This is a genomic window from Ancylobacter oerskovii (assembly GCF_018390555.1).
GTDB classification, from domain to species: Bacteria; Pseudomonadota; Alphaproteobacteria; order Rhizobiales; family Xanthobacteraceae; genus Ancylobacter; species Ancylobacter oerskovii.
The window spans coordinates 22,318-44,756 of sequence record NZ_JAHBGB010000042.1 but is presented as its reverse complement, the minus strand read 5'-3'; the positions used below and the strand labels follow the sequence as shown (position 1 = coordinate 44,756).

General features: G+C 65.9%; 16 protein-coding genes and 1 tRNA gene. 3 read left to right on the top strand and 14 right to left on the bottom strand.

Features of this window, described 5'->3' with window-relative positions; translation table 11 throughout:
• From KHC19_RS20620 to KHC19_RS20595, 6 genes are all read right to left on the bottom strand, one after another.
• On the bottom strand, window positions 1-1,825 hold a 1,825-nt coding region (locus KHC19_RS20620), incomplete at its 3' end, for a M10 family metallopeptidase C-terminal domain-containing protein (protein ID WP_213355233.1).
• Between the two features lie 498 nt (window positions 1,826-2,323).
• The gene (gene greA / locus KHC19_RS20615) at window positions 2,324-2,806 is read right to left on the bottom strand and encodes a transcription elongation factor GreA (RefSeq protein ID WP_213355232.1); all 483 of its coding nucleotides are present in this window, start codon (window positions 2,804-2,806) and stop codon (window positions 2,324-2,326) included.
• A gap of 257 nt (window positions 2,807-3,063) precedes the next feature.
• Window positions 3,064-4,176 (bottom strand): NADH:flavin oxidoreductase/NADH oxidase, encoded by a 1,113-nt coding sequence (locus tag KHC19_RS20610; RefSeq protein WP_213355231.1) that lies wholly within the window; start codon window positions 4,174-4,176, stop codon window positions 3,064-3,066.
• Between the two features lie 438 nt (window positions 4,177-4,614).
• Window positions 4,615-6,225 (bottom strand): DUF1254 domain-containing protein, encoded by a 1,611-nt coding sequence (locus tag KHC19_RS20605; RefSeq protein ID WP_213355237.1) that lies wholly within the window; start codon window positions 6,223-6,225, stop codon window positions 4,615-4,617.
• A 316-nt stretch (window positions 6,226-6,541) separates the two neighbouring features.
• A complete protein-coding gene (locus KHC19_RS20600; RefSeq protein WP_213355230.1) occupies window positions 6,542-7,093 on the bottom strand; it encodes a hypothetical protein in 552 nt (183 codons plus the stop codon).
• A gap of 652 nt (window positions 7,094-7,745) precedes the next feature.
• Window positions 7,746-7,821: transfer RNA gene (locus tag KHC19_RS20595), tRNA-Lys, on the bottom strand.
• A 224-nt stretch (window positions 7,822-8,045) separates the two neighbouring features.
• Here KHC19_RS20595 and wrbA point away from each other — a divergent pair.
• Entirely contained in the window at window positions 8,046-8,645 is a 600-nt protein-coding gene (wrbA, locus tag KHC19_RS20590) for an NAD(P)H:quinone oxidoreductase type IV (RefSeq protein WP_213355229.1), read from the top strand.
• Between the two features lie 66 nt (window positions 8,646-8,711).
• Here the strand turns inward: wrbA and tgt are convergent, their stop codons facing one another.
• The 7 genes from tgt to gyrA form a co-directional block, all read right to left on the bottom strand.
• Complete coding sequence (gene tgt, locus KHC19_RS20585) at window positions 8,712-9,848, bottom strand: tRNA guanosine(34) transglycosylase Tgt (RefSeq protein WP_213355227.1); 1,137 nt, start codon at window positions 9,846-9,848, stop codon at window positions 8,712-8,714.
• Window positions 9,845-10,930, bottom strand: a complete 1,086-nt coding sequence (gene queA / locus KHC19_RS20580; RefSeq protein WP_213355226.1) for a tRNA preQ1(34) S-adenosylmethionine ribosyltransferase-isomerase QueA — start codon at window positions 10,928-10,930, stop codon at window positions 9,845-9,847. Before queA ends, tgt begins: the two co-directional genes overlap by 4 nt.
• 171 nt (window positions 10,931-11,101) lie before the next feature.
• A complete protein-coding gene (locus tag KHC19_RS20575) occupies window positions 11,102-11,557 on the bottom strand; it encodes a peptidylprolyl isomerase (RefSeq protein WP_213355225.1) in 456 nt (151 codons plus the stop codon).
• 62 nt (window positions 11,558-11,619) lie between these two features.
• Window positions 11,620-12,177 (bottom strand): peptidylprolyl isomerase, encoded by a 558-nt coding sequence (locus tag KHC19_RS20570; RefSeq protein WP_213355224.1) that lies wholly within the window; start codon window positions 12,175-12,177, stop codon window positions 11,620-11,622.
• Between the two features lie 41 nt (window positions 12,178-12,218).
• Window positions 12,219-12,728, bottom strand: a complete 510-nt coding sequence (gene coaD, locus KHC19_RS20565; RefSeq protein ID WP_213355223.1) for a pantetheine-phosphate adenylyltransferase — start codon at window positions 12,726-12,728, stop codon at window positions 12,219-12,221.
• A 131-nt stretch (window positions 12,729-12,859) separates the two neighbouring features.
• Window positions 12,860-13,441 carry an LOG family protein gene (locus KHC19_RS20560; protein ID WP_213355222.1) on the bottom strand — a complete coding sequence of 194 codons (582 nt, stop codon included), beginning with the start codon at window positions 13,439-13,441 and terminating at the stop codon, window positions 12,860-12,862.
• A 75-nt stretch (window positions 13,442-13,516) separates the two neighbouring features.
• Window positions 13,517-16,282, bottom strand: a complete 2,766-nt coding sequence (gyrA, locus tag KHC19_RS20555) for a DNA gyrase subunit A (RefSeq protein WP_213355221.1) — start codon at window positions 16,280-16,282, stop codon at window positions 13,517-13,519.
• 268 nt (window positions 16,283-16,550) lie between these two features.
• On the opposite strand from gyrA, the gene KHC19_RS20550 reads away from it, so the two are divergent.
• Complete coding sequence (locus tag KHC19_RS20550) at window positions 16,551-17,177, top strand: MarC family protein (protein WP_213355219.1); 627 nt, start codon at window positions 16,551-16,553, stop codon at window positions 17,175-17,177.
• A 454-nt stretch (window positions 17,178-17,631) separates the two neighbouring features.
• Here KHC19_RS20550 and ssb read toward each other — a convergent pair whose 3' ends face one another.
• On the bottom strand, window positions 17,632-18,186 hold the full coding sequence (gene ssb / locus KHC19_RS20545; RefSeq protein WP_213355217.1) for a single-stranded DNA-binding protein: 555 nt from the start codon (window positions 18,184-18,186) through the stop codon (window positions 17,632-17,634).
• Window positions 18,187-18,504: 318 nt separating this feature from the next.
• On the opposite strand from ssb, the gene uvrA reads away from it, so the two are divergent.
• Window positions 18,505-21,411 (top strand): excinuclease ABC subunit UvrA, encoded by a 2,907-nt coding sequence (gene uvrA, locus KHC19_RS20540; protein ID WP_213355215.1) that lies wholly within the window; start codon window positions 18,505-18,507, stop codon window positions 21,409-21,411.
• Window positions 21,412-22,439 lie beyond the last annotated feature (1,028 nt).

Below are 22,439 nucleotides of genomic sequence, written 5' to 3'. Positions count from 1 at the left end.
TGCCCCCCAGATCGGTGGCGAGCGTGCCTTCCTCGGCGATCGCCTCCTCCACATGCGCCGGCAGTACGTAATCGGCGATCCGCACGATGACGCGGTCGAGGCCCTCATTCGCGGCTTCGACCACCCGGTCGCCGGCATTGTCGACGATGTAGCGGTCGTTGCCGGCGAGGCCGGTCATGGTGTCGGCACCGGCGCCGCCGTTCAGCACATTGTCGGCGATGTTGCCGCGCAGCGTGTCATTGCCCGAGCCGCCGAGGGCGTTCTCGATCAGCGAGGCCGGATTGTCGTTGTGCAGATAGGCATTGTAGACGTTGCCGCCGGCCAGCCTGCCGCCGCCGAGCGAGGCCAGCTGCGCCTGCGAGAACAGGCTGGCGCCGCCGGGCGACAGGTCGATCGACATCGCCTCGGTGTAGTTCGAGAAATCGTAGGTGTCCGTGCCGCCGCCGTCCCAGATCGTCAGGAAGATCTTGTTCGCGCCGGGCGTCACCGCCTTCACGCTGTTGACGGACATGGCGCCCGTCGCATCCCATTTGTAGACCGAATTACCGGCATTGGTGGTGTAGTCCGCGCCATACAGGGTCTGCAGCGCCTGGATGTCGAGCGCCATGAAGGTTTGCGGAAAGTCCCACTCCCCGAGCGTGTAATCGCCATCCGCCGGCCCGCCCGGATAGGAGCGCTGGCTCATCACGGTGTATTCGAGCGCATCTTTGTCCGCCGGTACGGCGACCTCGGCGATACCGCCAGCTTCGCTGGCTGATTTCAGGCCCAGTGCGCGGCCGGCCGCCTGCAGGTAGACGAGGTGCTGTTCGTTGCCGACGCTTGTTCGGCTCGACAAGTTGTTCAGCGCCGAATTGAACAATACGCTGCCGATGCTCGGTGGATTCGCGAAATACCGATCGTCAAAGCCGGTTCCATTCTGGAATCTGATGTCGCCGTCGTTTGCATAGCTCGGATACCCGTACTCATCGTTATCCACCGGAGGTGATCGTTTGATGCCGGTGGCAACGAGGCTCGCCGCGCTGCCGTAGAGTGCGAGCGGCGGATCAATTTCGTCCCAAGAATTGAGATATGAGCCGAGCAACAAAGCGCCGAGACTGTCGATTTGCGACGATCCCACTCCCGGCCCGAAGCTGAACGTTATCTCATCGGTCCATTTCTCGCCGTCGATGAGCCCGTCGATATAATCGTTACCGGTCGCCGCGACCGTCGTGGCGCGATCGGGATTGGTTCCGAGCGTTTCCAGCGTAAATTCTTGCTGCTGCTGCGTATCCCAGTCGTAAAAATAGAAATGCTCGATGCCAGTAATGTTCGCCTTGTAACCGATATGGGACAGGAAGACGGTATCGCCGGCCTTGACGATACCGAAATCGTTGACATCCCGATCGATGTAGAGCGTGTCGTAGCCGGTTCCGCCGTTGAAGGCGAAAGTCCCGCTCGTGGCAGAATTGCCATAGATTATGTCGTCACCGGCATCCCCGTTCAGGGTGGCGCTCTTGGCTAGCGTAATGTCGAGCCGATCATTGCCGTTTCCTCCGTTAAACGTGCCGCCCGAACCCAGATTGGCATCGAGGAGGTCATCACCATCGCCGCCATTGAAGACGCCTCCGGTGTGTGGGGTGTCGTCGGTGTCCTTGCCCCCGGCTGTGAGGTAATCGTCCCCGCCGCCGCCGTTGAACTCGCCGCCGGTTCCACCATCGGCGTAAAGCCGGTCGGCATCTCCAAGACCGTTCAGCGTGACGTTGTTGAACCCGCCAGCGAAGAGCTCATCGGCATCTTCGCTGCCGTTGACGACTTCATTATTCTGGGTGGCGACTTTCGTGACCAAGGTTTATTTCCCCATGCTGCCGACGGCGTTGCATACCGGCGCCACACGGCCGGAGCCACAATCGCAATTTCGCTGTTCCTGCCGTGTCGAGATCGTTGCCGCGTCACTCTAGTGGGACGCGGTCCCGCGTCAACAAACGAGCGGCGGGCTCAATGACCTTCTCGGACGTAAACAACGGTCGGGCGGCGAGGAGATCACGGGGTGAAAACTTGCCCCATGATGCTCCTCATCGACGACCGGCACGGCCGGTAGCGACATCGCGGCCTGGACGGGTGTGCGGAAGAGGTTTCGGCGCCGTTGGCAGAATGCAGCACCGTCTTACCAAGAGACGGCCCGCCAACCGACGCGTCTCGCCACTTTCGTCACAGGTCTAGCGGCGGGACACGCTCGCGCCGTCGGCGCCCTGAGCGGCAATGGTCGGGCGTGCGACCACCCCAGCCCCCCTCATCGCTCGCTCACTGACCCGCGGATGATCGGCAGGCGAGGACAAGCGTGCCGTCAGCAGATGGACAGGATCTCGAGACTGCGCGGCCCCAGCGGGACAATGTCGCCAACCGCCTTGCCCATCAGCGCGATAGCGAGCGGAGAGCCATGCGATACCGTCGCCCGAGACGGGTTCGCCTCATCCTCGCCAACGATGCGGTAGGTCTGGGTACGCCCGTCATCGCGCTCGAAGGCCACGGTGTGACCGAAGGCAATGACGTCATTCGATGCAGGCGGCGGAGTGACCCGGGCCGTTTTCACGCGCTGGGTATAGTAGTGGACGTCCCGGGTGGGTATCGCCGACTGCCGTCGCCGCTCATTGACGTCTTCCAATGCATGAGCTGCCGCGAGAGCGTGCTGGGCACGGGCCAATTCCTCCTGCAGCATCTGGAGGCCAACCTCCGTGACGAGATTGATGCGGTCGGAGATGGGACGCGCCGGCAAGATGGTCTCGGAAGCCGCCTCGGCGCTTTCTTCCTTTGCAAATGCAACGCTCAATTCGTCCGGCTCCCATATTCGCCTGAGATTGGCTCTCCATAGACCAAATTAAAGCGGCGAACACATCGCGGCCATCGCGAAGTAACAGGTAACTGAAGCGCGGATCCCGACAGCCCCGTCAAATACGCGGGAGCAGGATGATCGGCAGCGCAAAGACAGAAAGGCCAGCCGTTACGAGATCGAAAAGCTCGATGGGCGGGGGCGTGGAGATGGTGTAGGTCGATTTGAACCCACACACATCGCCACGCCCCGAAAACCTAGCGCGAGACCTTCACGAAGAGGTCTCTCAAACGGGACGGCTGGCAGCGCAGATACTGGTCGGCGGCGGCGACCTGACCGCCGAGCGCGGCAGCGGCGTGCCAGGGCCAGCGGGGATCGTAGAGGATGGTGCGCGCGAGGCCGACGAGATCGGCATCGCCGGTCGCAACGATCGCTTCCGCCTGCTCGTAGCCAGTAATCAGCCCGACGGCCACGACCGGGATCGCGACGTGGCTCTTCACGGCGCGCGCCAGAGGAACCTGATAGCCGGGAGAGAGCGGAATCGCCTGCGACGGGTGCAAGCCACCGCTCGATACATGGATGGCGGCGCAGCCCCGCGCTTCGAGCGCTTTGGCGAAGATGATCGTCTGGTCCACGTCCCAGCCGCCTTCCACCCAATCGGTCCCCGACACGCGCATCGTGACCGGGCGGTCGGCCGGGAACGCGGCGCGCACGGCGTCGAAGACCTCGAGCGGGAAACGCATGCGGTTCTCGAGAGTGCCGCCATAGGCATCGTCACGCTGGTTGGAGATCGGCGACAGGAACTGGTGAAGCAGATAGCCGTGCGCGCCGTGGATCTGGATGGCGTCGAGCCCCAGCCGGGCGGCGCGGACGGTCGCCGCGGCGAAACCATCACGCACTCTCTTCAGGCCCTCGGCATCCAGTGCGTGAGGCGGCGTGTTGCTCTCCGCGAACGGAATGGCGGATGGAGCGACCGTCTGCCAACCATTGGGTGAGGACGGTGCGATGTGCTGGCCACCCAGCCAGGGCTTTTCGGTCGATGCCTTGCGACCGGCATGAGCAAGCTGGATCGCGATCGGCATGCCGGACCAGCGGCGCACGGCATCGAGCGTCCGGCCCATCGCGGCCTCGGTCGCGTCGTCGTAAAGCCCCACATCGCCATAGGAGATGCGTCCCTCAGGAACGACCGCGGTTGCCTCGATGGTGAGCAAAGCCGCGCCGGAAAGCGCGAGCTGCCCCAGATGGATGAGGTGCCAATCCGTCATGCAGCCATCCTCGGCCGAGTACTGGCACATGGGCGCGATGACGATCCGGTTCGCGAGCCGAAGTTTGCCGACAGTGAGGGGAGTGAAGAGCGTGGGGGCGGTCAAAGGCTGCCTCTTTATCCTGCTGTGAAAATGGAGTGCCCGACAGGAGTTCGCGGAACGCCATGGTGCACATCGCGAGAACGTCGCTCCTGCGCGTCAGCAGCAATGCGGAACGTCTGACATTCCTCGCTCGCCTCACGCAGCCACAACCCGACGCTACATCGACAATGCCTCGTGCAGCATTCATTTAGCACGGCCATCAGCCATCCGGGCTTGCCAGGTCGGCGCTCCAACCCGCGAGAGAGCGTCGGGGCGTGACGGGCTCCGCGAGGGAGCCCGGACCTCGAAATATCTGGTCTGCGTACCCCGCCATGACACGACGTTTGCCGCGCGGTGCGGGAATGCACATGGCGATCGATTGCAAAGTCCAGCCATCTGCGACGATCGGGTGACGGCAATCGCGCGAACTCGCGCTTTCGCCGCCATCCGCTTCACCTCAACTCACTCAACCGGCTCGATCTCGCTCGGGCGCCAGCTCTTGTCGAAGAACGACGGACGCGGGCTGTAGAGCCGAAGGATCGTGAACCAGCCTTTCTGGGGATCGGTCTGGATCCAATTGCCGCGCGCGACACCCTTCGGTTGGGTAGGGCCGAAGTAGACCGTCGTGGTTCCATCGGCGGCAGCCTCCGCCGCCGGCGACGGGTAGCTCTGGCTACCAGCGCGCGGGTATTTCTGCGGCGTCTGCAGCATCGAACGCGTCTGGTTGTCATAGAGGGTGAACGACCAGAAGGCCGCCGCCGGGACATCCTTGGGAAGGCTCACCTTGTAAGTCCTCGCGCCGTCGAAGGGCTTTCCATCGGAGGCAAGGAAACCCATCAGATATTGCGAGCCGACGCCGGGGATCCGCATGATCATGCCTGGCGAATCAAGCGTGTAGCCATAGTAGAAGGCGGTACGCGAATCGAGGGTACGAGCGCCGGTCGGCGGCAACGGCTTGAACATGCCGTCCTCGAAAAGCGGTGGCGGGGTCTCGAAGGAGGCGCCGCCCTCCCAAAGCATGCTGCCCCAGTGCGACCCCTCGTAATAGGCCCAAGCCGGGTGCTGGATCGCAAAGCGCCAGTTGAGCGTACGGCCTGTCGCCTGCCCGACCGCGGCGGCGTCGGAGAGGATCCTCTTCATCCGCTCGTCCGGCCTGAACGGCTTGCCGTGCACGATCCCAATCGCGGCCAGCTGGCCGGCCAGCTCCACGTCGTAGCTGGTGGCGGGCTCGTTCTGTACGTTTTCGTTGATCAGTTCGAAGAAGCCGTAGTCGCTGGGCGGAATGGTGTTGAAGGAACGCCCGGACGCCTCGATGAACCTGGTTTCGGGGATCTTGGGCTCGCCGGCGATGCGCACGGAGCCGTCAAGGGCCTGGGCGATGCTGGATCCGAACGCGCCGGGCGCGTAGGGATAGACCTTCATGGTGCGCTTGATGTTCTCAACCGCTGGTTTCGGGTCGTTGCCCACCAGATTCGCCCGCCCGGCGTAGAGCGCGAAGTTCGTCTTCGAACGGCCGACGAAGTAACCGCCCTCGGGCAGCGGCCCCTTATAGTCCGGCCCGACGATCAGGTACTTTCCGCCGAGCCCGCGATCCGGACCTGGCGCGCCAATGTCGATGATCCACGAGAACCACATATCGTTGATCGTGCCGATTCCGCCCGATGGCTGCTCGATCACCATCGGCCCTTTGCTCAGGTCGAGGCCGGTCAGATAGTGGACCGTGTCGGCATTGGCAGTCAGAAACAGCGAACTCGAGTCCATCAACTCGGAGAAGATGAGTACATCGCCCGGCTTGGCACCGATTTCCTGGACGCCCTTGACGATGGCGAGCGCGGATGCCCCCCGGAAGCTGTTGTTATAGACATTCAGCGCATTGGTGAAATCCAGCGTGTCATAGACCTTCCGTGCGGTCTCCTCCGTTGGCGCGCCGTCGTGGAAATCGAGCCGGCCGGCCCGCGTCTCGACCGAGTTGGGCGCCGACAGCGATTTGACCGTTTCGGCGGATACGTCGGAATAGGCGGGGCCTGCCGCGAGAATGAAGGCAAGGCTACTGATCAAAGTCGGTCGAAGCATCATTCACTTCCTTGCGCAGGCACAATTTCAAAGGCGCTGCCGCTGGGACAATAGCCTTTTGCGCAGAGCGTCTCCATGGGAATGAGAGGTATCGGATCTGTTGAGCGTCATCGAGTTGTCCCAACCGGCGACCTGTTTTGCTCGCGGGGAGTAAGCTGGGCGATGGATGGTCCGGCTGGGATCCGCCGTCGCCTCCCGACGCGATTGCGAGCCCCAGCCTCAACGACATTTAGGGAAAGCCAGTCACCGGGCCGGCAATGTCGTCGAGCGGCCGAGATCCACGCGAGGATCGCGGGTGGGAGAGCGCACTGCCACTTCACATCGGAGGCACCGTGCCATCCTTGCCCACCGTCAGTCGGGTCGCGGTCATCGTGCCATCCTCGCCGCGCGTATAGAAAGCCACGATGTGCGCGCCCGGCACCAGCAGCGTGCGGTCGCCCCTGTCGATGGTGACGACCGGCACGTCCGGCGGCACCACGATGGTCTGCGTGCCGCTCTCACCATATTTCAAGGTCATGGTACGGCCATTGGACACGACGAGATCGCCCACCGTGCCGTTGGTCATGGAGGCGCTGGGGTCCGATCCCCAGGGGCGGTGCCCCTCGCCCGTGCCGCGCATGTTCGGCGGGAACACATGCACCTCCAGCGCAGTCAGCTTGCCATCGGGCCCGGGCCGCGCCGCGCTGCCCACGAAGCTGCCGGGCTTGATTTCCTCCGGTTCGGCGGTCGCCACCGACATGATCCGTATGTCGCCCGGCACCTTCAGGCTCACCGGCTTGCCATTGGCATCGGTGACCTCCAGCCGATCGCCATCCGCCTTCACAACGGTGGCGGCGAGGCGGACGACAGGCGGAGCCCCCTGCGCCATGGCGCTTCCGGCAACGAAGGCGCTTGCCACTGCAGCGACAATTAACGTCGAGCGTTTCGCGAACGGGAGCATGAGCCGACCTTTATCGAACGAGACGGTGAAAGGAGGCTATCAAATGCCGATTGGCAGGCGGGCGCCCATCACTTCCCGGAGATGAGCGCACGCAGCGGCGCCATCGCCGCGATCCGTCCCCTCGCTCGCGCCGCCCTGCCCAACGCAGCGCCAGGCCGAGATGCAGCGTATGGACGGCGATGAAGGCGATCGCCATCACCACCAGAACGACCGCCATCTCCCAGGGATCGAAGCTTCGCTCCCGCCCGCCTGCACCGCCCTCGAGGAGAAGATACCAACCTTCAACAACCTCGGAGAGGCGATGCGGCTCCATTCCTCGGCCGAGAGAGCGGGTAATGAGAGATAGCCAACTCCGACACCCAGCAGAACCGCAGTGGACCCGAGAACATCGGCAGAGGGACTCGTTTGGATGAGATTCCAAGGACGGCAGCGACACCCTGGCGAGGATCAGAACAGACTCGCCCAGCCCGCTATCCGGCGGCTATCGGAACAGGCAGCGAGCCCCAGCTCCCAACCCGACCTGTCTAGTTTGGAGCAATGCGAGGAAAAGCGATGGAAAATCAATGGACAAGTGAGAGGGTGGTGAGCCCGTCGGGATTCGAACCCGAGACCCCATGATTAAAAGTCACGTGCTCTACCGGCTGAGCTACGGGCTCCCACGCGACTGGGGCTTAAGGGTTTCGGCGCCGAATGGCAAGAAGCTGGACCCGCCTGCGCCAGGCCATCGACACTCCGATGACAGGAGCGATCTTTCCCATTGCATTTGCGCAAGGGTACGCTGTCGATCATCGCGCTTCCGATGCACGCTCCGAATGAGTAGCGTTCTGCCAACACCTCACCCGGCCTCCCGGCCACGCCAGGACTCAAGGAGCATAGCGACATGGCGAAGGTTCTCGTTCTCTATTATTCGACCTATGGCCATATCGAGACGATGGCGGAAGCCGTCGCCGAAGGCGCTCGCGAGGCCGGCGCCGACGTGGTGGTGAAGCGGGTGCCGGAGACGGTGCCGGTCGAGATCGCCGAAAAGAACCACTTCAAGCTCGACCAGAAGGCGCCCGTCGCCACCGTCGACGAGCTGAAGGATTATGACGCCATCATCTTCGGCGCCGGCACCCGCTTCGGTACCGTCGCCTCGCAGATGCGTTCCTTCATCGACCAGACCGGCGGCCTGTGGTTCACCGGCGGCCTCGTCGGCAAGGTGGGCTCGGTGTTCACCTCTTCCGCTACCCAGCATGGCGGTCAGGAATCCACCATCCTCGGCTTCGTGCCCACCCTGCTGCACCACGGCATGGTCGTCGTCGGCCTGCCCTATGCCTTCCAGGGCCAGATGGGCGTGGACGAGATCAAGGGCGGCTCGCCCTATGGCGCCTCCACCATCACCGATGGCGACGGCTCGCGCCAGCCGTCCAAGGTGGAACTCGACGCCGCCCGCTTCCAGGGCAAGCACGTCGCCACCATCGCCGGCAAGCTGCACGGCTGAGCGCGGCGCAAGCGAACAGACAAATGGCCGGACCCGCGGGTCCAGCCATTTTTATTTGGAGCCGCGTCAGCCCCGCGCGGGAATGTCGCCGCGCGCCCAGCCGTCCTTCACCTGCGCCTTGAAGTCCTCGAACCGCCCCTGCGCGATGGCAGCGCGGATGCCGGCCATCAGGCTCTGGTAATAGGCAAGGTTCACCCAGGTCAGCAGCATGGAGCCGAGCATCTCGTCGCAGCGGATGAGATGGTGGAGATAGGCGCGCGAATAATCGCGCGCCGCCGGGCAATCGCTTTCCTCGTCCAGCGGGCGTGGGTCGTCGGCATGGCGGGCGTTCTTCAGGTTGATCTTGCCGAAGCGGGTAAAGGCCAGCGCATGGCGGCCGGCGCGGGTCGGCATCACGCAGTCGAACATGTCGACGCCGCGCCCCACCGCCTCCACGATGTCGTCCGGCGTGCCGACACCCATCAGATAGCGTGGCCTGTCCGCCGGCAGGATGGCGTTCACCACCTCGATCATGGCGAGCATCACTGCCTGCGGCTCACCCACGGCCAGCCCGCCGATCGAATAGCCGGGGAAGCCGATATCGACGAGGCCGCGCGCCGATTCCTCACGCAGCGCGGGCACATCGCCGCCCTGCACGATGCCGAACAGCGCCCGGCCGGCAGGCTGCGCCTCGAAGGCGCGCTTCGAACGCTCCGCCCAGCGCAGCGACAGCCGCAGCGCCCGCGCCACCTCCTCGGGAGCGGCCGGCAGCTTCACGCATTCGTCGAGCTGCATCTGGATGTCGGAGCCGAGCAGCCCCTGGATCTCCACCGACCGCTCGGGCGACATCTCGTGATAGCTGCCGTCGATATGCGAGCGGAAGGTGACGCCCTTCTCGGTGAGCTTGCGCAGACCCGCCAGCGACATCACCTGGAAGCCGCCGGAATCGGTGAGAATGGGGTGCGGCCATCGCATGAAGCGATGCAGCCCGCCCAGTGCGGCGATGCGCTCAGCCGAGGGGCGCAGCATCAGGTGATAGGTGTTGCCGAGCAGGATGTCGGCGCCGAGTTCGCGCACCTGCTCGGGGTACATCCCCTTCACCGTCGCGGCGGTGCCGACCGGCATGAAGGCCGGCGTGCGCACCTCGCCACGCGGCGTGACCACCTCGCCGAGGCGGGCGGAGCCGTCACGGGCAAGCGGGCGATAGAAGAAGGCTTCGGTCATCGGGATCTTTCGGGAAACAGCAGGCAGGCATCGCCGTAGGAATAGAAGCGATAGCCGGCGTCGATGGCGTGTGCATAGGCGCGCTTCTGCGCGTCATGGCCGACAAGCGCGGCGACCAGCATGACCAGCGTCGAACGCGGCAGGTGGAAGTTGGTCATCATCGCGTCGATGAAGCGGAAACGGTAGCCCGGCGTGATGAAGATGTCGGTCTCGCCCCGCCAGGCCTCCAGCCGGCCGGAAGCGGAGGCGCTCTCGATCAGCCTCGTCGCGGTGGAGCCGATGGTGACGATCCGCCCTCCCCGCGCCTTCACCGCGTTGAGCGCTTCGGCGGTGGCGGCGGAGACCTCGCCCCATTCGGCGTGCATCCTGTGGCCGGCGGTATCCTCGGCCTTCACGGGCAGGAAGGTGCCGGCGCCGACATGCAGCGTCACCCGGTGCAGCTCGACGCCGCGTGCCGCCAGCGCGTCGACCAGCGCCGGCGTGAAATGCAGGCCCGCAGTCGGTGCGGCGACCGATCCCTCGGCATCGGCGAACATGGTCTGGTAGTCGGCGCGGTCGCGGACGTCCTCCGCCCGGCGGGCGGCGATGTAAGGGGGCAGCGGCATATGGCCGACATCGGCAATGGCCATGTCCAGCGCGACGCCGGCCAGATCGAAGCGCAACTCGATCTCGCCTCCCTCGCCTTTTCCCTCCACCGTCGCGTCCAGCGCGCCGAGCAGGCAGGCATTGCCCTGCGAGCCGAAGGCAATGCGATCCCCCACCGCCAGGCGCTTGCCGGGCCGGGCCAGCGCCAGCCAGCGGTCCGGTGCGGTGCGCTTGTGCAGCATCGCCTCCACGCGCACATCCGAGCCGCCGGGCCGGTGGCGCAGGCCGTCCAGCCGGGCCGGCAGCACGCGCGTGTCGTTCGCCACCAGCGCGTCGCCCGGCGCCAGCAGATCCGGCAGATCGCGAATGTGGCGATCTTCCAGCTCCGGCACAACACCGGGCCGCACCACGAGCAGACGCGCCGCCTCGCGCGGCTCGATCGGGCGCAGCGCGATGCGCTCGGGTGGCAGTTCGAAATCGAAGAGGTCGACACGCATGGTCTGCTCGGTGGCAACGCCGTCCTGCGCCGATCGCGGCAGGGCCGGGAATTGAGGCACATTATAATGGAAGCGGCGCTCCGGCGGCCGGATGTCGCCACCCGAACGCCGGAACGCCGCTCAGCGGAAGCGAAGCCGGGCGGCCGTACCGCCCGACGTCGCCTCGGTGTCTCACGCCGCCATCTTGGCGGAGACGATCTTGTCCGGGTTGATCACCGGCTCGCCACGCTTGATCTTGTCGACATTGTCCATGCCCTCGATCACCTCGCCCCAGACGGTGTACTGGCCGTCGAGGAAGGAGGCATCGGCGAAGCAGATGAAGAACTGGCTGTCGCCGGAATTCGGATCCATGGCGCGGGCCATGGAAACGGTGCCGCGCTGATGGCGCCCCTTGTTGAACTCGGCCTTCAGCTTCTGGCCGGAGCCGCCGCGACCGGTGCCGGTCGGATCGCCGGTCTGCGCCATGAAGCCGTCGATGACGCGGTGGAACACCACGCCGTCATAGAAGCCCTGGTTCGCCAGCTCGGTGATGCGGGCGACATGGCCCGGGGCGAGGTCGGGGCGCATGCGGATCTTCACCGGACCCTGGGTGGTCTCCAGCAGGAGGATGGATTCGGTATCGCTCATTGTCGTCACTCCTTGGGGGAAATCTGGCGGATAGGCTCGCCGTAAACGGATGTCGCCCGACGTCACTTCGCGTCGGCGGCGACCTTCATCGAAACGATCTTGTCGGGGTTCTGCACCGGCTCGCCGCGCTTGATCTTGTCCACATTCTCCATGCCGGACACGACCTGGCCGATCACCGTGTACTGGCCGTTGAGGAAGGAGGCGTCGCCGAAGGTGATGAAGAACTGCGAATTGGCGCTGTTCGGGCTCTGGGCGCGGGCCATGCCGACCGTGCCGCGCTTGAAGGGCACGTTGGAGAATTCGGCCGGCAGGTCGGGATAGCGCGAGCCGCCGGTGCCGTTGCCATACTGGCCGTCGCCGGTCTGGGCCATGAAGCCGTCGATCACCCGGTGGAACGGCACGTTGTCGTAATAGCCCTCGCGCGCCAACTGCTTGATGCGCTCGGCATGCTTGGGCGCGATGTCCGGCCGCAGCGCGAACACCACCGGTCCCTTGGTGGTCTGCATGATGATGGTGTTCTGCGGGTCGGCATTGGCCGGCAGCTTGGGAGCCGTCTGGGCGACGGCAGGCAGCGCCAGCACGGTGGTGACGGCGAAGGCGGCGATCAGACTGCGGATCATCAGGACACTCCGGTACGGATAGGGTTTTCGGCCGTGCGCGATCAGATAGGGCGGCGCAGCTTGTCGGCCAGGCGGCCGACCACGGCGGTCGGCACGAAGGACGAGACGTCGCCTCCCATGCCGGCGATCTGCCGGACAAGGGTGGCGGTGATGGGGCGGGACACGGCGGAAGCCGGCAGGAACACCGTTTGCACCTCGGGCCGCAGCACGGCGTTCATGCCCGCCATCTGCATCTCGTAGTCGAGATCGGTACCGTCGCGCAGGCCGCGCACGAGCAGCCGCGCACCATGGCGGTGCGCCGCCTCGACGACGAGATCGGCAAAGGTGATGCACTCGAAGGCGGCACCCTCGCTGCGCGCGATCGGCTCGAAGATCTCGGTGAGCATGCCCAGCCGCTCCTCTGCCGTGAATAGCGGAGCCTTGCCGGGATGCACGCCGATGCCGATCACCAGCCGATCGACCATGCGGGCGGCAGCCCGCGCCACCTCGACATGGCCATTGGTCGGCGGATCAAAGGAACCGGGATAGAAGGCGGTGCGCAGGGCGCTCATGCGGAGCCTCTCGTTGCGCCGCAAGGGTTAACGGCACCACGCGGCGGACGCAAGGGGCACAATGGCGCCAAACCCGGAACCTGGCGCCGGCCGGCCTGTCGGCAGGAGAGGTTCGACACGCCCCGGCCGCCCTATCTCTCGCCGCGGCCGATCCACTTCGCGACCTGCGGCGCCCGGTAATCCCGCAGCCGCGCCAGCAGGCTCTCGGGATCCCCGGCGACCAGCAGCATGTCGCGATGCTCGGCGCGCATGAAGCCCTCGGCGACCATGTGGTCGACGAAGCCGAGCAGCCGCTCGAAATAGCCGGCGACATCGAGCACCGCGCAGGGCTTCTCGTGGCTGCCGAGTTGGGCCCAGGTCCACACCTCGAACAGTTCCTCCAGCGTGCCGGCCCCACCCGGCAGCGCGACGAAGGCATCCGAAAGCTCGGCCATCAGCGCCTTGCGCTCATGCATGGAGTCGACGATCCGCAGATCGGCGAGCCCCTTATGCGCGACCTCGCGTTCGAGAATGCCGCGCGGAATGACCCCGATCACCTCGCCACCGGCGGCAAGGGCGGCATCGGCGAGGATGCCCATGAGGCCGACCGAGGCACCGCCATAGACAAGGCCGATGCCCTGCCGCGCCAGCGTGGTGCCGACCGCCGCGGCGGCCTCGGCGTATTCCGCCCGCCGGCCGGCATTCGAACCGAGAAACACGCAGATGCGACGCATGAACCTACTCCTTGAAGCGGCAACGGCGCCGTCGCCGGCGCCGTTGCTTGAATCATCGGGAGAGCAAGCGACGACTCAGTCGGCCGCCTCCTCGCCGAGCCCTTCCTCGCCCTCTTCCTCGCTGACGCGCTCGACGGACACCACCTTCTCGTCCTCGGCGGTGTCGAAGACGATGACGCCCTGGCTGCCGCGCCCGACGACGCGAATGCCGTTGACCGGGCAGCGGATCAGCTGGCCGCCATCCGTCACCAGCATGATCTGGTCGGCCTCCTCTACCGGGAAGGAGGCCACCAGCGGTCCGTTGCGGTCATTCACCGCCATGGCGACGATGCCCTTGCCGCCGCGGCGCGTCGTCCGATACTCGAAGGACGAGGTGCGCTTGCCATAGCCATTCTGCGACAGGGTGAGGATGAACTGCTCGGCCGCTCCCATCTCGGCATAGCGCGCCTGGCCGAGTTCGCCGCCGCCGGCACCGATCTCCTCGGCATCGGCATCCGCCGCGTCGATGGCTTCAACCTCGGCCTCAGTCCCCTCATCCACCCCATTAAGACTGCGGCGCACAGCATTGGCACGCTTGATATATTCAGCGCGATCCTCAGCAGTCGCCTCGACATGGCGGATGATCGCCATCGAGATGATGCGGTCCTCGCCATCCAGCTGGATACCGCGCACGCCCATGGAATCGCGCCCCTTGAAGACGCGCACTTCCGTCGCCGGGAAACGGATGCACTGGCCATGCGCCGTGGTCAGCAGCACGTCGTCATTCTCGGTGCAGAGCTGGACGTCGGCGATGGCTTCGCCTTCCTCCAGCTTCATGGCGATCTTGCCGTTGCGGTTCACATTGGTGAAATCCGACAACTCGTTGCGCCGCACCGTGCCGCCGGTGGTGGCGAACATGATCTGCATGCGGCCCCAGGCCTCCTCCTCCGGCAACGCCATGATGGAGGTGATGCGCTCGTCGGAATCCAGCGGCAGGATGTTCACCAGCGCCTTGCCGCGCCCCTGCGGCGTGGCGATGGGCAGGCGCCAGACCTTGAGCTTGTAGACCTGCCCCTTGGAGGAGAAGAACAGCACCGGCGCGTGGGTGGAGGCGACGAACAGCCGCGTCACGAAATCCTCGTCGCGGGTCGACATGCCGGAGCGGCCCTTGCCGCCGCGCCGCTGCGCCCGATAGGTCGAGAGCGGCACACGCTTCACATAGCCGGCATGCGAGACGGTGACGACCATGTCCTCGCGGGCGATGAGGTCCTCATCCTCGAAATCGCCCTCGGCTTCGGTGATCTCGGTACGCCGCGGCGTGCCGAACTGCGCCTTCACCTCCAGCAATTCGTCCTTGACGATCTGGCGGATGCGCACGCGGCTCGCGAGGATCTCGAGATATTCGCGGATCTCGACGGCGATCTTGTCGAGCTCGTCGGCGATCTCGTCCCGGCCCAGCGCCGTGAGACGCTGCAAGCGAAGATCGAGGATCGCCCGGGCCTGCTCTTCCGAAAGCCGGTAGGTGCCGTCCTCGCCGAGGCGGTGGCGCGGATCGTCGATCAGCGCGATCAGCGGCGCGACATCCTGCGCCGGCCAGTCGCGCGTCATCAGCAGTTCGCGCGCCGTGGCCGGATCCGGCGAGGTGCGGATGGTGCGGATCACCTCGTCGATATTGGCGACCGCGATGGCGAGGCCGACCAGCACATGGGCACGATCGCGGGCCTTGCGCAGCAGGAACTTGGTGCGCCGGCTCACCACCTCCTCGCGGAAGGCGACGAAGGCGGTGAGCAGGTCGAGCAGCGTCATCACCGCCGGCCGGCCGCCGTTCAGCGCCACCATATTGGCGCCGAAGGAGGTCTGCAGCGCGGTCATGCGGTAGAGGTTGTTGAGCACCACGTCGCCCTGGGCGTCGCGCTTGATCTCGATCACCACCCTCAGGCCTTCCCGCGAGGATTCGTCGCGGATCTCGGCGATGCCTTCCAGCCGCTTGTCGCGCACCAGCTCGGCCATGCGCTCGATCATCGTCGCCTTGTTCACCTGATAGGGAATCTCGGTGATGATGATCGCCTCGCGATCCTTGCGGATGGTCTCCACCGTGGCGCGGGCGCGCATGACAATCGAGCCGCGCCCGGTCATGTAGGCCTGGCGGATGCCGCTGCGCCCGAGGATGAGCGCACCGGTGGGGAAATCCGGGCCGGGAAGGATGTCGAGCAGCTTCTCGACATCGATGTCCGGCTCGTCGATCAGGGCGATGCAGGCGTCGATCACCTCGCCGAGATTGTGCGGCGGGATGTTCGTGGCCATGCCGACCGCGATGCCGCCGGCGCCATTGGCGAGCAGATTGGGGAAGCGCGACGGCAAGACCGTCGGCTCCTGCTCGCGGCCGTCGTAATTGTCCTGGAAATCGACCGTGTCCTTGTCGAGATCGTCCAGCAGCGACATGGCCGGCCGCGCGAGGCGGACCTCGGTATAGCGTTCGGCCGCCGGCGGGTCGCCGTCGATGGAGCCGAAATTGCCCTGGCCGTCGATCAGCGGCAGGCGCATGGAGAAATCCTGCGCCAGACGCACCAGCGCATCGTAGATCGCCTGGTTGCCGTGCGGATGGTACTTGCCCATCGTGTCGCCGGTGACGCGGGCCGACTTGTTGTAGGGGCGCTCGGGAACGTAGTTGTTCTCGCGCATCGAGAACAGGATGCGGCGATGCACCGGCTTCAACCCGTCGCGCACGTCGGGAAGGGCGCGGGAGACGATCACGCTCATCGCGTAGTCGAGATAGCTGCGCGAGAGCTCCTCGGTGATCGAGACGGGCCGGATATCCGAAGGACCTTCGTCCTCAGGCCTCAGCGTATCGGAATCGGACAAGGAAGCGACTTTCCGTAGATTGCTTGGCGAGTTGTTTCATCTAGCCGATTCCGCTCGCCGACGCCAGCGCGGCGACTGCGCGACGGCCACAAATTCCTATTGAAAATCAGATAGTTACAGAGATATTTTTCATGCCATGTCAAAAGATGGCGAAACCATGACGAAAACGCCCGGAAACGCCTTCCCTTTTTCCTCCCGGACATAGGATGATGCCGACGGACGCCTCCCCTCGCCGTGCCCAGCGGGAGGTATTCCAGGGCGGGGGACGATGCTCGACTACGTGATATCGGCAGCGGCAACGATGCTGGTGGTCATCGACCCCATCGGCCTCGCCCCGCTTTTTCTCGCCGTCACCACCGGCCTGTCGGCGGAGGAGCGGCGCCATGTCGCCTGGCGCGCCTCGGCGATCGCCCTCGCCATTCTCGCCCTGTTCGGCCTCGTCGGCGCGCCGCTGCTCGCGGCGCTCGGCATCACCCTGCCCGCCTTCCGCATCGCCGGCGGGCTGCTGCTGTTCACCATCTCGTTCGAGATGGTGTTCGGCCGCCGCAGCGAGCGCAAATCCGACGCCACGGAAGCGGCGATGCGCGAGCATCTGCTGCACAATCTCGCGGTATTTCCCCTCGCCATCCCGCTCATGGCGGGCCCCGGCGCCATCACCGCCATGATGCTGCTTGCCGGCGAAGCGCATGGCGATCTCGGCCGCCTAGGCGCTCTTTTCGCCATCACGCTGCTGGTGATCGCCGCCTGCCTGATCGTCTATCTCGCGGCCGACCGGGTGAACCGCTGGCTCGGCATCACCGGTAACGCCATATTGACGCGCCTGCTGGGCGTCGTGCTGGCCGTCCTCGCCGTCCAGTTCGTCATCGACGGCGTCAAGACCTCCTTCGGGTTCTGACCGGCACCACCGACAAGCATTCCGGCCCCGCCAATAACCGCCACGAGCGGCATCCGTCAGGCCCATATGAACGGGCACAGCCTCATCGCCAGGTACTCTCGCACCGAGGCGGAAACCATCCGCACGGAGCGCACCGCCCGGCCGCCGGCGACACATCCGGTGCCGCCCGCATCAGCCCATCGATCGAGGAGCATCCCCCTCACCGTTGAAGGACAGCCACCGACGAGATCGAACGGCTCGCCACCAGCACCCTACGCGGCACAAGAGCCACCCGAGCAGATCCCACTCCGCTTGCGGCACGGCGTCCCATCTGGATCCCCGCGCCCCAAGCCCGCGAGCCCGGCAGGCTTCCAATATTCACTTCTCGCGAGGACGAGCCGACGCCATGGTCCGCCTCCGCATCATCCCCTCCGGCGCCGCCGTCCAAAGGACCGGAAACACCCGGCGGCGGCCCTCAGAAGGGAATCTCGTCGTCGATGTCGCTGCTGCCACCGCCGCCGAACGACCCGCGCGAGGACGAACCGCCGCCGACCGCGGCCGGCTTGCGCTCGCCGCCGAAGGAACCGCGCGCCGAGGAGCCGCCAAAGGACGACCCGCCGGAGCCGAAATCGCTGCTCGCGCCATAGTCGTCACCGCCGCCGGCTCCCTCGCCACCGCCGCGACTGTCGAGAATGGTGAGCTCGCCGCGAAACTGCCGCAGTACGACCTCGGTGAAATAGCGTTCGCCGCCCGACTGGTCGGTCGCCTTGCGGGTCTCCAGCTGGCCCTCGATATAGACCTTGGTGCCCTTGCGCAGATACTGCTCGGCAATGCGTAGGAGGTTTTCGTTGAAGATCACCACGCTATGCCACTCGGTGCGCTCGCGGCGCTCGCCCGAGGCCTTGTCGCGCCAGGTCTCCGACGTGGCGATGCGCAGGTTGCACACCCGCCCGCCGTTCTGGAACGTCCGCACTTCCGGGTCCCGGCCCAGATTGCCGACCAGGATCACCTTGTTGACGCTGCCGGCCATTCCGTCCTCCAAAATCCACGTCGCATAGGGTCGGCCACTATAGACCATTGCGCCGCCGACCACCGGACAAGCGCCGCCCTCATCCACACATTTGGCACCGGCCGCGCCGATCCGCGAGACGCATGCCCGAATAATGTTCTTGTTATGTTCGTATCATCGTGCATAGTGCGACGCAAGCCCGATGACGTTTCGGCCAAGCGACACTATGTTTGACGCCATGCAGCCAGCGCGAGCGCCCCTCCCGAGACGGCCCGGCCGTCCCCCGGGAAACGGGCGTGGTCGTGCCGGCCCGCCTGGGGCCGGGATTGAGAGACAGGAATGAAGGACCTTTCGCAGTCGTCGCGCCGCGATGCCCGCTCGATCACCATTCGCGGCGCACGCGAGCACAATCTGAAGAATGTGGATCTCGAGATTCCGCGTGACAGCCTGGTGGTGTTCACCGGTCTGTCCGGCTCCGGCAAGTCGTCGCTCGCCTTCGACACCATCTATGCCGAGGGCCAGCGGCGCTATGTCGAGAGCCTGTCGGCCTATGCCCGGCAGTTCCTGGAGATGATGCAGAAGCCGGACGTCGACCAGATCGACGGGCTCTCGCCGGCCATCTCCATCGAGCAGAAGACCACCTCCAGGAACCCGCGCTCCACCGTCGGCACCGTCACCGAGATCTACGACTACATGCGCCTCCTCTGGGCGCGCGTCGGCGTACCCTATTCGCCCGCCACCGGCCTGCCTATCGAGAGCCAGACCGTCAGCCAGATGGTGGACCGCGTCCTCGCCTTGCCGGAGAAGACCCGCCTCTATCTGCTCGCGCCGGTGGTGCGCGGGCGCAAGGGCGAATACCGCAAGGAACTGGCCGACTTCCAGAAGAAGGGCTTCCAGCGCGTCAAGATCGACGGCGTCTTCCACGAGATCGCCGAGGCGCCGGCGCTCGACAAGAAGTTCAAGCACGACATCGACGTGGTCGTGGACCGTCTGGTGGTGCGGGCCGACCTCGCCAGCCGCCTCGCCGACAGCTTCGAGACCGCGCTCGGCCTCGCCGACGGCATCGCGGTGATCGAGTTCGCCGACGAGACCGAGGCGGACGGCACACCGAAGCGCATCGTCTTCTCGGAGAAATTCGCCTGCCCGGTCTCCGGCTTCACCATTCCCGAGATCGAGCCGCGGCTGTTCTCCTTCAACAATCCGTTCGGCGCCTGCCCGACCTGCGACGGCCTCGGCCACGAGAGCAAGATCGACCCCAACCTCATCGTGCCGGACGGCGCACGCGCCTTGAAGCAGGGCGCCATCGCCCCCTGGGCCAAATCCAGCTCGCCCTATTACGGCCAGACGCTGGATGCCCTCGCCCGCCATTACGGCTTCAAGCTCACCACGGCCTGGTCCGAGCTGCCGGAAAAGGTCCGCGACGTCATCCTGCACGGCTCGGGAGGCGAGGTGATCCGCTTCGTCTATGACGACGGCGTGCGCGCCTACGAGACTTCCAAGACCTTCGAGGGCATCGTCACCAATCTGGAGCGGCGCTGGCGCGAAACCGAGAGCGAATGGGCCCGCGAGGAGATCAGCAAGTACTTCTCCGACGTGCCCTGCGCCGCCTGCAACGGCTATCGCCTGAAGCCGGAAGCGCTCGCCGTGAAGATCGCCGGCTGCCATGTCGGCCAGGCGGCGGAACTCTCGGTGCGGTCGGCACTGGAGTGGTTCTCCGCCCTGCCGGGCGCGCTCACCGACAAGCAGAACGAGATCGCGGTACGCATCCTCAAGGAGATCCGCGAGCGCCTCGCCTTCCTGCTCGATGTGGGGCTCGACTACCTCACCCTTGCCCGCGCCTCCGGCACGCTGTCGGGCGGCGAGAGCCAGCGCATCCGCCTCGCCTCGCAGATCGGCTCCGGCCTCACCGGCGTGCTCTATGTGCTGGACGAGCCGTCCATCGGCCTGCACCAACGCGACAATGAACGGTTGCTCGGCACGCTGAAGCGGCTGCGCGACCTCGGCAATACCGTGGTGGTGGTCGAGCACGACGAGGACGCCATCCTCGCGGCCGATTACGTGGTCGATGTCGGCCCCGGCGCCGGCGTCCATGGCGGGCAGATCGTCGCCCAGGGCACGCCACCCGAGATCCTCGCCAACCCCAATTCGCTGACCGGCAAATACCTCACCGGAGAGCTCAGCGTACCGGTACCCAAGCGCCGCAAGCCGAACGGCAAGCGCATGCTGCGGGTAGCGCGGGCGCGCGGCAACAACCTTAAGAACGTCAACGCCGGCATCCCGCTCGGCCTGTTCACCGCTGTGACCGGCGTGTCCGGCGGCGGCAAGTCGACCCTGCTGATCGACACGCTCTACAAGGCGGTGGCGCGGCGGCTGAACGGCGCCTCCGAGCCGCCGGCGCCGCATGACGGCATCGAGGGGCTGGAGCATCTCGACAAGGTGATCGACATCGACCAGTCGCCGATCGGGCGCACCCCGCGCTCCAATCCGGCGACCTATACCGGCGCCTTCACGCCGATCCGCGAATGGTTCGCCGGCCTGCCGGAGGCGAAGGCACGGGGCTACGGGCCCGGGCGCTTCTCCTTCAACGTCAAGGGCGGGCGCTGCGAGGCCTGCCAGGGCGACGGCGTCATCAAGATCGAAATGCATTTCCTGCCAGATGTTTACGTCACCTGCGACGTCTGCAAGGGCAAGCGCTACAATCGCGAGACGCTGGAGGTCACCTTCAAGAACAAGTCGATCGCCGACGTGCTCGACATGACCGTCGAGGAGGGCGCGGAGTTCTTCAAGGCGGTGCCGGCGGTGCGCGAGAAGCTGGAGACGCTGTCGCGAGTCGGGCTCGACTACATCAAGGTCGGCCAGCAGGCCAACACGCTGTCGGGCGGCGAGGCGCAGCGGGTGAAGCTCTCCAAGGAGCTGTCGCGCCGGGCCACCGGCCGCACCCTCTACATCCTCGACGAGCCGACCACGGGCCTGCATTTCCACGACGTCGCCAAGCTGTTGGAAGTGCTGCACGAACTGGTCGAGCAGGGCAATACGGTGGTGGTGATCGAGCACAATCTCGAGGTCATCAAGACCGCCGACTGGGTGATCGATCTCGGCCCCGAGGGCGGCGACGGTGGCGGCGAGATCGTCGCCGAAGGGCCGCCGGAAGCGATCGCCAAGGCGCCGCGCAGCCATACCGGGCGCTTCCTCGCCGAGGTTCTGGCACGCCGGCCGCTGAAGAACCGGCCGGACGCGGCGGAGTAAGCCGGAGAGGACGCGCCGCCACACGGGACGTGTGCAGTCAGGTGTAGGATGGGGCCGATATGACGGCATCCTGTCCGATGAGGATGACCGCCTTCCGGGCGGAGACACGTCCGGGGGCATGCAACGGCGAGGCCGCACCATCCGGCACTGTCGACATGATGGTGCATGCGGCCGCCGCCGGCGCGTTGCGACGCTGGCAGCATCGACGGCATGTCGCGGACGTACCGCTTCCGGCCCCTTTTCGCCCGGATTGCCGGCTGTGCGACATTTCGAGTTCACGGCACCGGCGGGGGGGGGGGCGCCGTCGGGGCTTCCGGTGGAGTGCCCGGATCGAAACGCGACGGGCTGGCATTTCGAGAAACCATGGCCGCGTTCTGGCAACCGAACCATGTGGCGGGCATCGTCCGGCTAAGGGCGCTTTGGTCTCGCCTCGTCTCGCTGTCCGCCCCGACACAGGATATCGCCGGCATGCCACCGCTTCGGCGCGCCCAAGGGAGGCGGGCTCGATGAACAGCCGGACGATCGCTCGGCCTGCCGATAGCCGGTGGCGGACCTCCGGTTTCGGCTGGGCGGGGTCCGTCCGTCCCCTTCGCTCGTGAACCGCCCCCCCCCCGGCCAACCGGCTTATCCCCACATGCGGCGGATCATCATCGCCCTCACCGCCCCGCGGACGATCCCCCCGCTCGGCGTATCTCTACCCGTACCGCCTGCATGCCTCGACAATCTCGTACGGGCCTTCTTTCGCCGGGAGGTCGAACCGCGACTACCCCCTCCCACCCGGGGCACGCGACGGACCATCATGGCCATATCCCGTTCGCAGCCCCTCCGGCCTGGCACCTCGGTAGCGCCTCGTTGACCGGAGGGATGGCCTCAATCCAAGCGTTGCGATCCAGTACCTTATGCCCGCGTGAAAAGCGGCCTCCTCCCGGGTTCACGCCGGCGCGTTCCCCACTTTGGAGATGTCGGATCCGATGGTTCGGCCTCGTCGGCTCGGCACCTCGATAGGACACATCGGCGGGACGACAATG